This is a genomic window from Cellulomonas soli (assembly GCF_013409305.1).
GTDB classification, from domain to species: domain Bacteria; phylum Actinomycetota; class Actinomycetes; order Actinomycetales; family Cellulomonadaceae; genus Cellulomonas; species Cellulomonas soli.
Map to the genome: position 1 here is coordinate 2884761 of NZ_JACBZJ010000001.1, position 14597 is coordinate 2899357.

At 72.2% G+C, this 14597-nt stretch carries 12 protein-coding genes; 10 read left to right on the forward strand and 2 right to left on the reverse strand.

Translation table 11 applies throughout. The annotated features are described in order from the left end of the window. Nucleotides 1-246 precede the first annotated feature (246 nt). From BKA22_RS13335 to BKA22_RS13380, 10 genes are all read left to right on the forward strand, one after another. The gene (locus BKA22_RS13335) at nt 247-1347 is read left to right on the forward strand and encodes a LacI family DNA-binding transcriptional regulator (RefSeq protein WP_146953736.1); all 1101 of its coding nucleotides are present in this window, start codon (nt 247-249) and stop codon (nt 1345-1347) included. Then, nucleotides 1347-2666: an ABC transporter substrate-binding protein gene (locus tag BKA22_RS13340; protein WP_146953735.1), complete on the forward strand. Its 1320-nt coding sequence runs from the start codon at nt 1347-1349 to the stop codon at nt 2664-2666. Before BKA22_RS13335 ends, BKA22_RS13340 begins: the two co-directional genes overlap by 1 nt. Before the next feature lie 75 nt (nt 2667-2741). Further along, nucleotides 2742-3686, forward strand: a complete 945-nt coding sequence (locus tag BKA22_RS13345; protein WP_146953734.1) for a carbohydrate ABC transporter permease — start codon at nt 2742-2744, stop codon at nt 3684-3686. After that, complete coding sequence (locus BKA22_RS13350; RefSeq protein WP_146953733.1) at nt 3686-4582, forward strand: carbohydrate ABC transporter permease; 897 nt, start codon at nt 3686-3688, stop codon at nt 4580-4582. The genes BKA22_RS13345 and BKA22_RS13350 overlap by 1 nt, the downstream gene beginning before the upstream one ends. Nucleotides 4583-4660: 78 nt before the next feature. Further along, the gene (gene yicI, locus BKA22_RS13355; RefSeq protein WP_179561781.1) at nt 4661-6937 is read left to right on the forward strand and encodes an alpha-xylosidase; all 2277 of its coding nucleotides are present in this window, start codon (nt 4661-4663) and stop codon (nt 6935-6937) included. A gap of 237 nt (nt 6938-7174) precedes the next feature. Next, entirely contained in the window at nt 7175-8620 is a 1446-nt protein-coding gene (locus BKA22_RS13360) for a GH1 family beta-glucosidase (protein WP_146953731.1), read from the forward strand. 99 nt (nt 8621-8719) lie between these two features. Next, entirely contained in the window at nt 8720-9028 is a 309-nt protein-coding gene (locus tag BKA22_RS13365) for an Rv1322 family protein (protein WP_146953730.1), read from the forward strand. A gap of 1 nt (nt 9029) precedes the next feature. Beyond that, nucleotides 9030-9992, forward strand: coding sequence for an HAD family hydrolase (locus tag BKA22_RS13370; protein WP_146953729.1), 963 nt, complete (start codon nt 9030-9032; stop codon nt 9990-9992). An 11-nt stretch (nt 9993-10003) separates the two neighbouring features. Next, on the forward strand, nt 10004-10918 hold the full coding sequence (locus BKA22_RS13375) for an alpha/beta hydrolase (RefSeq protein ID WP_223203650.1): 915 nt from the start codon (nt 10004-10006) through the stop codon (nt 10916-10918). A gap of 5 nt (nt 10919-10923) precedes the next feature. Continuing rightward, complete coding sequence (locus tag BKA22_RS13380) at nt 10924-11712, forward strand: alpha/beta fold hydrolase (RefSeq protein WP_146953728.1); 789 nt, start codon at nt 10924-10926, stop codon at nt 11710-11712. 87 nt (nt 11713-11799) lie between these two features. Here the strand turns inward: BKA22_RS13380 and BKA22_RS13385 are convergent, their stop codons facing one another. Together BKA22_RS13385 and BKA22_RS13390 are read right to left on the reverse strand one after the other, a co-directional pair. Next, the gene (locus BKA22_RS13385) at nt 11800-12222 is read right to left on the reverse strand and encodes a hypothetical protein (RefSeq protein WP_146953727.1); all 423 of its coding nucleotides are present in this window, start codon (nt 12220-12222) and stop codon (nt 11800-11802) included. A 37-nt stretch (nt 12223-12259) separates the two neighbouring features. Then, the gene (locus tag BKA22_RS13390; RefSeq protein WP_223203649.1) at nt 12260-14515 is read right to left on the reverse strand and encodes a hypothetical protein; all 2256 of its coding nucleotides are present in this window, start codon (nt 14513-14515) and stop codon (nt 12260-12262) included. Nucleotides 14516-14597: the final 82 nt, after the last annotated feature.

Below are 14597 nucleotides of genomic sequence, written 5' to 3' on the forward strand. Positions count from 1 at the left end.
GTGAAGCGCTTCGATTCTCACGGTTGCCTGGGGCCGATCCGAGGCGCGACCGGGCCGGATCCAGGCCCGTTCGTGGCCGATTCATCCCAGGAATCGGCTCCGGCCGCATCGAATCGCTTCGATGACCATCGTTACGGTTTCGATACCTCGCGGGTTGTACACGGATTAATTCGGCGGTTAGAGTAATCCTGCTCGAAGCGCTTCGACCCCAACGAGGGGGTCCGGCCGTCAAAGGAGAGGGCAGCGATGGTGACCATGCAGGACGTGGCAGACCGCGCAGGCGTCGCCCTGTCCACGGTCTCCGCCACCCTCAACGGCTCGCGGCCCGTCGCGGTGGAGACCCGGCGTCGTGTCGAGGACGCCTCCGCCGAGCTCGGGTACAGCCGCAACGCCCTGGCCCGCGGCCTGGCGAGCCGGCGCAGCGGCATCCTGGCCCTGACCTACCCGGTCGGCGAGGCGGGTCTGAGCCGCACGGTCACCGAGTTCGTCCAGGGAGCCGTCGACGCGGCCCGCGACCACGGCCGGCACCTCGTCCTGTGGCCCTGCGCGGTCGACGACGGCCAGAGCGTCACCGCCGTGGCGCGCGAAGGGCTCGCCGAGGGCGTGCTCGTCATGGAGGTCCACCTGCACGACGCGCGGGTCCGCGCGCTGCGTGAGGCCGGTGTGCCGGTGGCCCTCGTCGGCCGGTCGGACGGCGAGAGCGACCTCCCCGTCGTCGACATCGACTTCGACGCGACGCTCGAGGAGGCGGTCGAGCACCTCGTCGCCCTCGGGCACCGCCGCATCGGCTTCATCGACCACGCCGCCGCGCGGCACGAGGCCGGGCACGGCCCGACCGTACGGGCGGCGCAGGCCTACCGGCGTGCCGTCGGGTCGCGCGGGATCGACGCGCACGTCGTGCTCGCCGAGGAGTCCGTCGAGGGTGGGCGGTCGGCGACCCGCACGCTCGTCGCCGGGCCCGCGCGCTCGACCGCCCTCGTCGTGATGAACGAGGACGCCGCGTTCGGCGTCGTCGCCGAGCTGTCCGAACGAGGCCTGCGCGTGCCGCAGGACGTCTCGGTGCTCTCCGTCGTCTCCTCCCCGGCCGTCGCCCAGCTCACCGTCCCGCCGCTGACCACGCTGCACGCGCCCGGCGCGACGCTCGGACGCGCAGGCGTCGAGGCGCTCCTGACGCTGCTCGACGACGGCGAGGTCCCCGCCCCCGTGCTCGTGCCGTGCCGTCTGGTCGACGGCGCGAGCACCGCGGCGGCCCCGGCCGACCGGCCGACCCACGACCACCCGACAGCAGGCGACGACCGTCGTCCTGCCGGCCAGCACAGCAGAAATCTCAACGAGGAGGACGTGTAATGGCACATCAGCGCAGCAAGAGGCTCCTGGCAGGAGTCGCCGTGCTCGCGCTGCCGCTCGCCCTGGCGGCGTGCGGTGGCGACAGCGGTGGAGGTGACGACCAGGCGACGTCGGGCGCGACCACCTTCACCATCTGGGACTACGAGAACGACGACTCCGCGATGGGCCAGGCCTGGGCCAAGGCGATCGAGATCTTCGAGACGGAGCACCCGGACGTCAAGGTGGTCACCGAGGACCAGACGTTCGAGCAGATCCAGAAGAACGCGAAGATCTTCCTGACCGGCGACGACGTCCCGGACATCATGGAGTACAACAAGGGCAACGCGACCGCCGGTCAGCTGGCCTCGCAGGGCCTGATCACCTCCCTGACGGACGTCGCCACCGAGCGCGGTTGGGACACGACCCTCCCCGCCTCGATCCAGACGACCGCGAAGTACGACGAGCAGGGCCTCATGGGCTCGGGCGACTGGTACGGCGTGCCGAACTACGGCGAGTTCGTCGGCGTCTACTACAACCAGGACGCCTTCGACCAGCTCGGGATCGCGGTCCCGACGACGTTCGAGGAGTTCGAGGCCTCGCTCAAGGCGTTCAAGGACGCCGGCATCACGCCGCTGGCCACCGCGGGCGCCGAGTACCCGATGGGTCAGCTGTGGTACGAGCTCGTCCTGCACTACGGCGACCGCCAGCTGGTCGACGACTACCAGCTGTTCGCCAACGACGTCGACTTCCAGGGCGACGCGTTCACCCAGGCCACCAACAAGCTCGACGAGTGGATCAAGGCGGGCTACATCGCCTCCGACTCCGCCGCGCTCACGGCCGAGGACATGGGTGTCTCCTTCATCGGCGGCACCTACCCGATGATGGTCTCCGGCTCGTGGTGGTTCGGCCGCCTCGTCGAGGAGGTCCCGTTCACCTGGGGCCAGTTCCTCTTCCCGGGCAACGACCTGCACCCCGGCTCCTCGGGCAACCTCTGGGTCGTCCCGGAGAACGCCAAGGCCAAGGACCTCGCGTACGACTTCATCGACATCACGCTGCGGCCCGAGGTCCAGGAGGTGCTCGGTCAGGCCGGCGGTCTGCCGGTGGCCGGCGACTCCTCGACGATCACCGACGAGAAGACGCGTGAGCTGACGGAGAACTTCGAGAACATCCTCGGCGACGACGGCCTGGCGTACTACCCCGACTGGCCGGTGCCCGGCTTCTACGACGTGATCGTCAGCGAGCTGCAGTCGCTCATCAACCAGTCGAAGTCCCCGACCGAGGTGCTCGACGGCCTGTCGACCGCCTACTTCGAGGGCAAGACCGACCTGACCGAGGGCTGACCTCGAGCGCCCGGCGGGCGAGGCCCCTCCGCCCCGCCCGCCGGGCGCACTCCCACCACCACGAGGAGAAGCTGCATGTCCACCACCGTCGCCGAGCGGCGTACGCCCCGCGGTCGCAGGTCGCGGCAGTGGCTCGGCTACCTGCCCTACCTGCTGCCGGGTCTGGTCGCGTTCACCGTCGTCATCCTGATCCCGTTCGGGATGAACGTCTACTACAGCCTGCACAAGTGGAAGGGCGGCAACGCCCCGATGCGCTGGTACGGGTTCGGCAACTACGCCGACCTCCTGCACGACGAGAAGTTCCTCACCTCGTTCCAGAACTCCATCTGGATGATCGTCGCGATGGTCGTCGTGCCCACGCTGCTCGGTCTGATCCTCGCCGCCGTCCTGTTCGACGTGCTCGGCAAGCGGTTCGGGCCGCGCACCGCCTCCGTCCTGCGCGCCACGTACTACCTGCCGCAGATCCTGCCCGTCGCCGTCGCCGGTGTGCTGTGGAACTGGATCCTCAACGCCCAGACCGGCGCGATCAACGAGGTGCTGCGCTCGCTCGGCGTCGAGAACCCGCCGAACTGGCTCGGTGACACCACCACGGCGCTGCCGACCGTCATGCTCGTGCTCATCTGGATCCAGATCGGCTACCCGGTCGTGATCTTCATGTCCGCGCTCCAGCGCGTCGACCCCGAGCTGTACGAGGCCGCCGAGCTCGACGGCGCCGGCTGGGTGCACCGGTTCCGCGCGATCACGATCCCGCAGATCAAGCCCGAGACGTTCGTCATCACCCTCACCTGCACCGTCGCGGCGCTCAAGGTGTTCGGGCCGATCTACGTGCTGACCCGTGGCGGCCCCGAGAGCTCGACCCTCGTGCCCAGCTACTACTCGTACCTCAACTTCTTCGACAAGTCGAAGGTCGGGTACGGCGCCGCGATCGCCAACGTCCTGACGCTGCTGATCATCCTGGTCGCCGTCGCCATCATGGTGCTGCAGGCTCGCAGCGCCCGCCGCGAGGAGGAGGGCCACTGATGGCCGCCCAGACCGAGACCGTGCGGGTCACGAAGCCCGCGCCCGCGCGCGCCACCGACACCGACCAGCGGCACCACCGCGGGAAGGCCCGCTGGTTCGTCCTGGCCGCCGCGATCGTCGTCGCGGTGCTCATGATGGTGCCGTTCGTCATCATGGTGCTCAACGCCTTCAAGTCCCCGCAGGACTACTCGCAGAACGGCCCGCTGAGCTGGCCGAGCACGTTCTACACCGACGGCCTCACCGCGTTCTGGGACCGGGTCAACTTCCCCGAGAAGCTGATGAACTCGATCTGGATCTCGGCGACCGTCGCCGTCTTCGGCACCCTGCTCTCGCTCTTCAGCGCCTACGCGATCGGCGTCGGCCGGGTCAAGGGCCGGATGTGGCTGGTCACGCTCTTCCTGCTGGCGAACATGCTCCCGCAGGAGGTGCTGGTCTACCCGCTGTTCCAGATGGCCAACAAGGTCGGCCTGAACAACAACCAGTGGTCCGTGATCATCATCTTCACGGTGATCCAGTCGGCGTTCGGCACGTACTTGCTCGCCTCGGTGCTCGGCACGTTCCCCAAGGCGCTGCTCGAGGCGGCAGCCCTGGACGGTGCCGGCAGGTGGCGGACCCTGTGGGGCGTCGTGTTCCCGGTGGTGCGCCCGACCCTGTCGGTCCTGGTGATCTTCTTCTTCATCTGGACCTGGAACGAGTTCTTCATCCCGCTGGTCATGCTGACCACGAACGCGACGCAGACGATCCCCGTCGCGCTCGCGTCCCTGCAGGGCGACCGGATGATGGACGCGCCGACGACGAACGCCGGCGCGCTGGTCTCGATGATCCCGGCGATCATCTTCTTCCTCCTCTTCCAGCGCACGCTCACGCGCGGCGTCACCGCCGGAGCCGTCAAGTAGCCGTCACGTAGCCACCTGCCGCGGCGGGGCGGGCCACGGAGCGCCCCGCCGGCACGACGAGAGAGCAGTGATCCACCCATGAAGTTCACCGACGGCTACTGGCAGACCCTGCCCGGCGTCACGATCCACCGACCGCGTGCGGTCGACGAGGTCGTGGCAGGCGAGCGCAGCCTGACGGCCTACGCCGCGACCGGGCGGCTGGACACCCGCGGCGACACCCTGAACCGGCCGCTCGTGACCGTGACGATCGACTCGCCCATGGACGGCGTGATCGGTGTGACTGTCGAGCACCACCAGGGCGGCGTCGACCCACGCCCCGTGTTCGCGATCGCCGGGTCGACCGATCCGGTCGAGGTGACCGGCGCGACGTTCGACGACCCGCGTGCGGCGCTGCGCTCGGGCCCGCTGACCGCGCGGGTGTCGACGACGGGGGAGTGGGCTCTCGACTTCGAGGTGGACGGCAAGGTCGTCACCTCCGCGAGCTCGCGCGGCGTCGGCCTGGTGACGGACGGGCAGGGTCGCCGGTTCGTGCGCGAGCAGCTCGCGCTCGGCGTGGGCGATCACGTTTACGGCCTCGGCGAGCGGTTCACCGCCTTCGTCAAGAACGGCCAGAGCGTCGACGTGTGGAACGCGGACGGAGGGACGTCCTCGGACCAGGCGTACAAGAACGTGCCGTTCTACCTGACGGACGCCGGCTACGGGGTCTTCGTCGACCACCCCGGGCAGGTCTCGTTCGAGATCGGCTCGGAGGTCGTCTCCCGCACGCAGTTCTCCGTGGCGGGTCAGCGGCTTCGCTACTACGTCATCGCCGGGCCGGCGCCCAAGGACGTGCTGCGCCGGTTCACCGCCCTGACGGGGCGTCCGGCGAGCGTGCCCGACTGGTCGTACGGGTTGTGGCTGTCGACGTCGTTCACCACCTCCTACGACGAGAAGACGGTCACCGGCTTCATCGACGGCATGGCCGAGCGGGACCTGCCGTTGTCGGTGTTCCACTTCGACTGCTTCTGGATGCGGCAGTTCCACTGGTGCGACTTCGTGTGGGACCCGGCCACGTTCCCCGACCCGGTCGGGATGCTGGCCCGGTTGCACGAGCGTGACCTGAAGGTCTGCGTGTGGATCAACCCGTACATCGCCCAGCGTTCGCACCTGTTCGCCGAGGGCAAGGACCTGGGCTACCTGGTCAAGCGGGCCGACGGGTCGGTGTGGCAGTGGGACCTGTGGCAGGCCGGCATGGGCCTGGTCGACTTCACGAACCCCGACGCGGTGGCCTGGTACCAGGGCAAGCTCAAGGTCCTGCTCGACCAGGGCGTGGACTGCTTCAAGACCGACTTCGGCGAGCGCATCCCCACCGACGTCGTCTGGCACGACGGCTCCGACCCCGAGCGCATGCACAACTACTACACGCACCTCTACAACGAGGCCGTGTTCGACCTGCTCAAGGCCGAGCGCGGCGAGGGCCAGGCGGTGCTGTTCGCCCGCTCGGCGACCGCGGGCGGCCAGCAGTTCCCCGTGCACTGGGGCGGCGACTGCGAGTCGACCTTCGTCTCGATGGCCGAGTCGCTGCGCGGCGGGCTGTCCCTGGCGGCGTCGGGCTTCGGGTACTGGAGCCACGACATCGGCGGGTTCGAGGGCACACCCGACCCGGTGGTGTTCAAGCGCTGGCTCGCGTTCGGGCTGCTGTCCTCGCACAGCCGGCTGCACGGGTCGGACTCCTACCGGGTGCCGTGGGCCTTCGACGAGGAGGCCGTCGACGTCACCCGCCGGTTCACGCACCTGAAGATGTCGCTCATGCCCTACCTGGCGCAGGCCGGTGTCGAGGCGCACGAGCTGGGCACGCCGGTCATGCGGCCGATGGTGCTGGAGTTCCCCGACGACCGCGGCGCGGCCACGGTCGACACGCAGTACATGCTCGGGTCGGACCTGCTGGTGGCGCCCGTGTTCAGCGCCGAGGGCGACGTCGACGTGTACGTCCCGGAGGGCACGTGGACCTCGCTGCTCAGCGGTGAGCGGGTCACCGGTCCGCGCTGGGTGCACGAGACGCACGGCTTCGACTCCCTGCCGCTGTACGTGCGACCGGGCACGGTGCTGCCGGTCGGTGCGCGCACGGACCGTCCGGACTACGACTTCGCGGACGGTGTGACGCTGCGCCTGTTCGACCTGCCCGACGGGCACCGGTCGACGACCAGGGTCCCGGGTGCGGACGGTGCGCCGGGTGCGCGCTTCGAGGTGTCCCGTTCGGGCGGGACCGTCTCCGTCGTCGCGCACGGGGCGACGGGTGCGTGGTCGGTCGAGGTCGTCGGCGGTGCGAGCGTGCAGGTCGCAGCAGGGACGAGCGCGGTCGAGCTCACGCTCTGACGCACGTGCGACCGGGTGCCGTGGCGATGTGCTCCCGCCACGGCGCCCGGTCGTCCCGCGTTCCGGGTCGGGTGCTCAGGACCGCCCGAAACAGGGGTGCGGGAGCGATCCCACACCGTGTATCGTATCGATTCGACACAGACGTTCGACGCGGGTGAGGCCCCGGTCCGTCCGTCGACGACGACGTCGCGACGCAGGGCCTTCCGAGCCCCAGCCGCCTGATCCCGAAGGACCACCATGACGACCTCGCGCCCGTCCGGACGCCAGTTCCCCGCCGACTTCCTCTGGGGCTCGGCGACCGCGTCGTACCAGATCGAAGGAGCCGTCGCCGAAGGAGGCCGCGGCCCGTCCATCTGGGACACGTTCTCGCAGACCCCCGGCAAGGTGCTCCACGGTGACACCGGCGCCGTCGCCGCCGACCACTACCACCGCGTGCCGCAGGACGTCGCCCTCATGAAGGACCTCGGCCTGCAGGCCTACCGGTTCTCCGTCGCGTGGTCCCGCGTCCAGCCGACCGGCTCCGGCGAGTTCAACCAGGCCGGCCTCGACTTCTACGTCGGGCTCGTCGACGAGCTGCTGGCCGCCGGCATCAAGCCCGTCGTCACGCTCTACCACTGGGACCTGCCGCAGGCGCTCGAGGACGAGGGCGGCTGGGCCAACCGCCGCACGGCCGAGCTGTTCGCCGACTACGCCCGCAAGCTCGCCGAGGTCCTCGGGGACAAGATCCACCTGTGGACCACGCTCAACGAGCCGTGGTGCTCGGCCTTCCTCGGCTACGGGTCGGGCGTGCACGCCCCCGGCGTCACCGACGAGCACAGCGCGCTCGCCGCGGTGCACCACCTCAACCTCGCGCACGGCCTCGCCGGCCGCGCGATCCGCGAGGTCCTCGGCGAGAACACGCCGGTGTCCATCACGCTGAACCTGCACGTCACGCGCGCCGACTCCGACTCCGCGCAGGACGTCGAGGCCAAGCGCCGCATCGACACCATCGCCAACGAGGTGTTCCTGCAGCCGCTGCTCGAGGGTCGCTACCCGCAGCAGGTCTTCGCCGACACCGCGCACCTGAGCGACTGGTCGTTCGTGCAGGACGGCGACCTCGACCTCATCCGCATCCCGATCGACGTGCTCGGCGTCAACTACTACGCCACGGGTCGCGTCAAGCACGGCACCCCGCCGGTCGGCGACGGCACACCCGGCCCCGACGGCCACCGCTCGTCCGAGAAGAGCCCGTGGATCGGTGCCGACCACGTCGAGTGGCTGCCGCTGCCCGGGCCCTACACGGCGATGGGCTGGAACATCGAGTCCGACGGCCTCGTCGAGCTGCTGCTCGGTCTGTCCGAGCGGTACCCGACGGTGCCGCTGGCCATCACCGAGAACGGTGCCGCGTTCTACGACACCGTGTCCGAGGACGGCCGCGTGCACGACGCCGACCGCGTCGACTACCTGCACGACCACATCGACGCCGTCGGCGAGGCGATCGACAAGGGCGCCGACGTCCGCGGCTACTTCGTCTGGTCGCTGCTCGACAACTTTGAGTGGGCCTACGGCTACGACCGCCGGTTCGGGATCGTCCGCGTCGACTACGACACGCTCGAGCGCACGGTGAAGGACTCGGGCCACTGGTACCGCGAGCTGCTGCGCACCCGCACCATCCCGACCCCGGGCGCGGCCGCGACGCTCTGAGGTCTCACACGCCGACGGCCCGCCCTGCACCACGCCGGGGCGGGCCGTCGGCGCCTGCCCCGGCGCACGCGCCACCGCCGGAACGGGGAAGATGGGACCGTGCCACGCAGCCGACGCTCCACGAAGCGGCCCTACGCCGCCGACCACGTGCCGCTCGACGTCGAGCGGGCGACCGGCGGGCGCAGCACGCTGAGCTCGGCCGACGGGGAATGGGTCGTGCAGACCGTCCGCGGTTCCGAGCGCGAGTACCGGTGCCCCGGCTGCGACCAGGTGGTCACGCCCGGAACCCCGCACGTGGTGGCCTGGCGGTCCGACGGGATGTTCGGCGAGGCCCTGGACGACCGTCGGCACTGGCACACCGCCTGCTGGCAGGCCCGAGGTCGACGCGGCCCGACCCGGAGACGCTGACATGACCGCCGCAGGTGGGCGGTCGCTCACCCCCGGGGATCGGCGCGAGAGTGACGGCGCCGACTGGGCGGCGCGCGCGCCCCGGCTCGTGGCGACCGACCTCGACGGCACTCTCCTGCGCCCCGACGGCTCCGTCTCGCCCCGCACGGCCCGTGCCCTCGCCGCGCTCGACGACGCGGGCGTGCCCGTCGTCTTCGTCACCGCCCGCCCGCACAGATGGCTCGTCGACCTGGTCCCTCACGTGGGTCGGCACGGCACCGCGCTGTGCGCCAACGGCGCCTCGGTGGTCGACGTCGCGACGCTCGCCGTCGTCGAGGAGCACGGCATGACGCCCGACGTGGTGCGTGCCGTGGCCGCGCGCCTGCGGGCCGTGGTCGCACCGGCAGGCGCCGTCCACCTCGCGGTCGAGCGCACCGAGGGCTTCGCCCACGAGCGCGGCTTCGTCACCGAGCACCCGGCGCAGCCCGGAGCGCCCGCCGCGGACAGGATCGAGGACCTGCTGACAGCGTCCACGCTGAAGCTGCTCGTGCGCACCGACCCGCCACCGCCACCGGACGGTGCGCAGGCATGGACCGACGCGCTCGTCCGTGCCGTCGGGACCCTGGCTCTCGTGCAGGACTCGGGTGCTCACGGGCTCGGCGAGATCGCGGCTCCGGGCGTCACGAAGGCGAGCGCGCTGTCCCGCTGGGCGGACCGGCACGGCATCGACGCGGCGGACGTCTGGGCGGTGGGCGACGCACCCAACGACCTGCCGATGCTCGCGTGGGCGGGGACAGCCTTCGCCGTGGCCAACGCGCACCCCCAGGTGCTCGAGGCCGCCGACCACGTGCTGCCGCCGAATGACCAGGACGGGGTCGCGGTGCTGCTCGAGCACGCCGCCCCGCACTCGTCGGCACGCTCGGTCCCCCCGCCGTCGCGCACCGACCGCACCGACAGCCCCGACGGTCCGTCACGTCCCGACTAGGCTCGCAGGCGATGAACGAGCAGCAGCCGAACCCGCAGATCCGGACCGGTCCGACCGGCGAACCCGACTCGCGCCCGGCGCACGGGACCGCCCTCGTGACGACGGCAGACACCCCGATCCGCGCCCTCACGGTGCTGCCCGCCCACCGCGAGGACGTGGAGCTGCACACCGCGGACGGGCTCACTCTCGTCGGCGAGCTCGCCCGACCTCTCGGCCCTGACGGCCGGCCGCACGTGCCCGCGGCGACGCTCGTGACGCTGCACCCGTTGCCGACCCACGGCGGGTACATGGACTCGCACGTGTACCGGAAGGCGTCGTGGCGCCTGCCCGCTCTCGCCGACCTGGCCGTCCTGCGGTTCAACACGCGAGGCACCTCGAGCCCTCGCGGCACGTCGCAGGGATCCTTCGACGAGGGCGTCGCCGAGCAGTTCGACGTGCACGCCGCGATCGAGTACGCCGAGTACCACGACCTGCCGCGTCGGTGGCTCGTCGGCTGGTCGTTCGGCACCGAGCTCGCGCTCATGCACGGTCGCGACCCCTCGATCGAGGGCGCGATCCTGCTCTCGCCGCCGCTGCGACGGGCGAGCGACGCCGACCTGGACGCCTGGGACGCGTTCGGCAAGCCGTTGGTCGTCCTGGTCCCCGAGCACGACGACTACCTGAAGCCGGACGAGGCACGGCGCCGGTTCGCGCGCGTCCGGCAGGCCGAGGTCATCGGCGTCGACGGCGCCAAGCACCTGTGGGTGGGGGAGCAGGCGGTCCGCCGCGTCCTCGACGAGATCGTGGCCCACGTGCTGCCCGGGCACCCCCCGCTGCCCACCCGCTGGTCCGGTCCGAGCAGCACGGCCGTCGACGGCACCGACCGCACGGTCGCGCCCGACGGCACACCGAGCACCCAGGAACGACCGACGACGACCCAGGAGTGAGACCCATGGACACCCTCGCCGGACTGCACACCTATCGTGCGGGCACGGACGCGCCGCCGCTCGTCCTCCTGCACGGCTTCCCCTACGACCACCGGATGTGGGACGAGGTGGCGGCCGCACTCCCGGGGACCCACCCGGTGCTGGGGGTCGACCTGCCCGGCACGCCCGGGCACGCGACCGGTCTGCCGGATCCCTCGCTCGAGGTGTCCGCGGACGTCGTGGCCGACCTGCTGCGCGGCGCTGGGGTCGACCGTGCCGTCGTCGCCGGGCTCTCGATGGGTGGCTACGTCGCGCTCGCGCTGCTCGAGCGGCACCCGCGGCTCGTGGCGGGTCTTGCGCTGGTCGACACGCGCTCCACGCCCGACACGCAGGCGGCCTACGCGAACCGGCTCCGCGTCGCGGACGAGGTCGAGCGTGCCGGCACGGTGGACGCCGTCCGCGGCGGCGTCGCGGCCGTCCTGGCGCCCTCGACTCCGCTGGGACGTCCGGAGGTCGTCGCGACCGTCACCTCGTGGGTCGAGGAGCAGCCGCCGACCGGTGTCGCGTGGGCGCAGCGGGCGATGGCCGCACGGCCGGACCGCACCGCGGTGCTGGCGACGTTCGACGGCCCGTCGGTCGTGGTCGTCGGTGCCGAGGACGCCCTGACGCCCGTCGAGGAGGCCGAGCACATGGTCGCGGCGTCGCAGCACGGGCGCCTCGTCGTGGTGCCGGGTGCGGGTCACCTGTCCTCGGTCGAGCAGTCTGCGGACGTCGCCGAGGCGCTTGCGGACCTGGTCGCGCGCGTCCAGCGGTAGTCCGGGCCGGTTCGCGCCACGCGACCCGCCAGCCCCGCCTCGGCCTCGGTCGGCCTCAGGCGGCCTCAGCCCAGCACCGCGTGCGCGTCAGCCGGCGAGCACGCGGTCCAGGGCCTGGACGAGATCGAGGGACTCGCCGTCCTTGCCGCCCGCACCGAGCACCAGAGGAGGGTCCTGCGGTACGGGATCGACCCCTCGCAGCAGGGCGCGCATGCTCGTCGGGGTGCTCAGCACGTAGAACCGCCCCTCCCGGTCGATCGCGACGGACTCGTCGCGCCGCAGGTACCAGCCCTCGAGGGAGGTCCGGTACCGGTGCCTCCCGTCGTAGCTGCGGGCCCGCAGGGGAACGGCAGGCGGACCGTCGGCGCTCGCTCGGGCGACGAACGCCGCGATGAGCACTCGTGCCTGCGCCGACTCCGCCTGCTGACGTCGGGCGAGCGCCTCGGCGTGCGCGAACGCCGACTCGCGGCGCTCCTCACGCCAACGGGCCGCTGCATCCTCGCTGCTCACCGCGGCAGGCTGTCGGTCGTCGTGCAGCCGACGGCGGTCAGCGGGTCGCGGCCGCGTCGTCGCCGGCGACCTCGGCCGGCTCGTGGTCGTCGGACCGGTCGCCGTTCGCCGCACCCGCATCGGCCGGCTCCCCAGCGGTGCCGGCGGTGCCTGCTGCGGTGGGCTCACCGGCCTTTGCGTCGTCCGTACCGCCGTCGGTGCCCGTGCCGTCGGCGCTCTCGGTCGACGGCGCTGCCGCCTCCGCCGCCTCGGCGGTGTCCGCAGAGTCGGTCTGGTCCGCTGCGGCGACCACCGGGATCGCCGCCGAGACGGGCGCCGGCCGCGTCTTGCCTCGGGGGGCCGGGCGGGCGGGCTTGCCCGCCGGACGTGCTGCCGGGGCGGCATCGCCCTCGCCGGCCGCGGGCTCGGGGGTCCCCTTGCCCCGCGACTGCTCGAACGCGGCCTCGGCCCGGCCGGCACGCTCCAGCGCGGCGCGGTCGGGGTTGTTGCCGAGCAGGTTGCGCAGCTCGTCGAGGTAGGACGTGATCGACTCGCGCTGACGGTTGAGGCCCTCGACCTGGCGCTGCGCGGTCGTCCGCTCGCGCTCGGACTCGATCATCGCGTCCGAGATCTGCTTCTCGGCGTGCTCACGCGCCTCGGCGACGACCCGGTCGGCGTTGCGGCGCGCGTTGGCCAGCAGCTCCTTGGCGTGCGACTCGGCGTCGATGCGGACCTTCTCCGCGTGGGCGAGGGCCTTGGCCACCCGCTCCTCGGCCTCCGCGGCGTGGGCCTCGGCATCGCGGACCAGACGTTCGGTCTCGCCTCGCGCGACCTCGTGGCGGTCGGTGTCCTCGCGCTCGGAGGCCTCCCGCCGCGCCGCGATCGTCAGCTCGGCATCGGCCAGGTTCTGCTCGGCACGGCGGACCAGCTCGTCGGCGTGGGCCTTGGCAGCGGCGACCGTCTCGTTCGCGGCCCGGTGGGACTCGGTGACGGCACGCTCGACCTCGAGCCGTGCGCGCTCGCGCAGCTCGGTGGTCTCGCGCTCGGCGGTGGCCCGCAGCTCGGCGGACTCGCGCTCGGTGGTCTCGCGCAGCTCGGTGGTCTCCCGCTCGGTGCGCTCGCGGAGGGTGCCCGCCTCGTGCGTGGTGCGCTCGCGCAGCTCGGTGGTCTCGCGCTCGGCGGTGGCCCGCAGCTCGGCGACGTAGTGCTCGGCCTCGGTGCGCAGCGCGGTCACGGTCTGCTCGGCCTCGGCGCGGGCCACGGCGAGCTCGTCGGTGGCGGCAGCGCGCTGCTCTCCGGTCTCCCGCTCGGCGGACGCCCGCACGAACGCCGCGTACTGCTCGGCCTCGGTGCGCAGAGCGGCGACCTCGGCGGCGACCCGCTGCTGCAGCTGGGCGGCCTCGCGCTCGGTCGTGGCCCGCACGGTGTCCGCGTGAGCCTGCGCCTGGGTCCGCAGCGAGGTGACCTCCTCGCCGAGCTCCTGGCGGGTCTGCGTCACCTCGGTGGCGACCGTCGAGCGCTGCTGGGCGACGTAGCGGTCCGTCTCGGTGCGCAGGGCGGCTGCCTCCGCCTCCGTCTGCTGGCGCAGGGCGGTGGTGTCGGCGTCGGCGCTCTGCCGAAGGTCCTGCGCGTACCGCTCGGCCTCCTCGCGTTGCGCCGTGGTCTCGGACTCGGTCCGCTGGCGCAGCTCGCTGGCGGTGCGCTCGGTGGCGATCCGCAGCTGGGTGGCCTCGCGCTCCACGGTCGCGCGCAGCGTGCCGAGCTCGCGCTCGAGCGACGTGCGGCGCTCGGCCTCCTCGGTCGTGATCGCGCTCTGGATCCGTGCGGCCTCGCGTTCGGCCGAGCCGACGAGCTCCTCGGCGCGGCGCTGGGCGGCGAGCATCGTGCTCTCGGCCTCGGCGACGGCCGTCGTGCGGACCTCCTCGGCCTCGCGACGCGCGGTGGCGAGCAGCTCGGCGACCTCGTTCTCGGCGCGCGCCCGCAGCTGGCCGGCCGAGAGCTTCGCCCGGGCGAGCGAGTCGGCCGCCTGGGCGTTGGCCTGGGTCACGACGTCGGACGACTGCTCCTCGGCGGAACGCAGCAGCTGCTCGATCCTGGACCCGAGGCCGGAGTAGGTGGGGCGTTCGGCCTCGCGGAGGTGGCGGTGCGCCTCCGACAGCTCGCCGGCGACCTGCATGGTCTTCTGGTCGAGGGTCTCGACCTGGGCGCGCGCGTCCGCCAACGCCTGCTCGAGCGAGCGCAGGCGGGCGTCGACGGCGTCTCGGTCGTACCCGCGGAAGTTGACCACGGGGAAGGGCGTGCGGGCGTCGGACACGGGTGATCCTCCTGGGCGCGGGGGCACGGCATGGTGCGACCTCGGACGAGGGTCTCGTCGACGGCCGGTGCCCGGGTCAGGA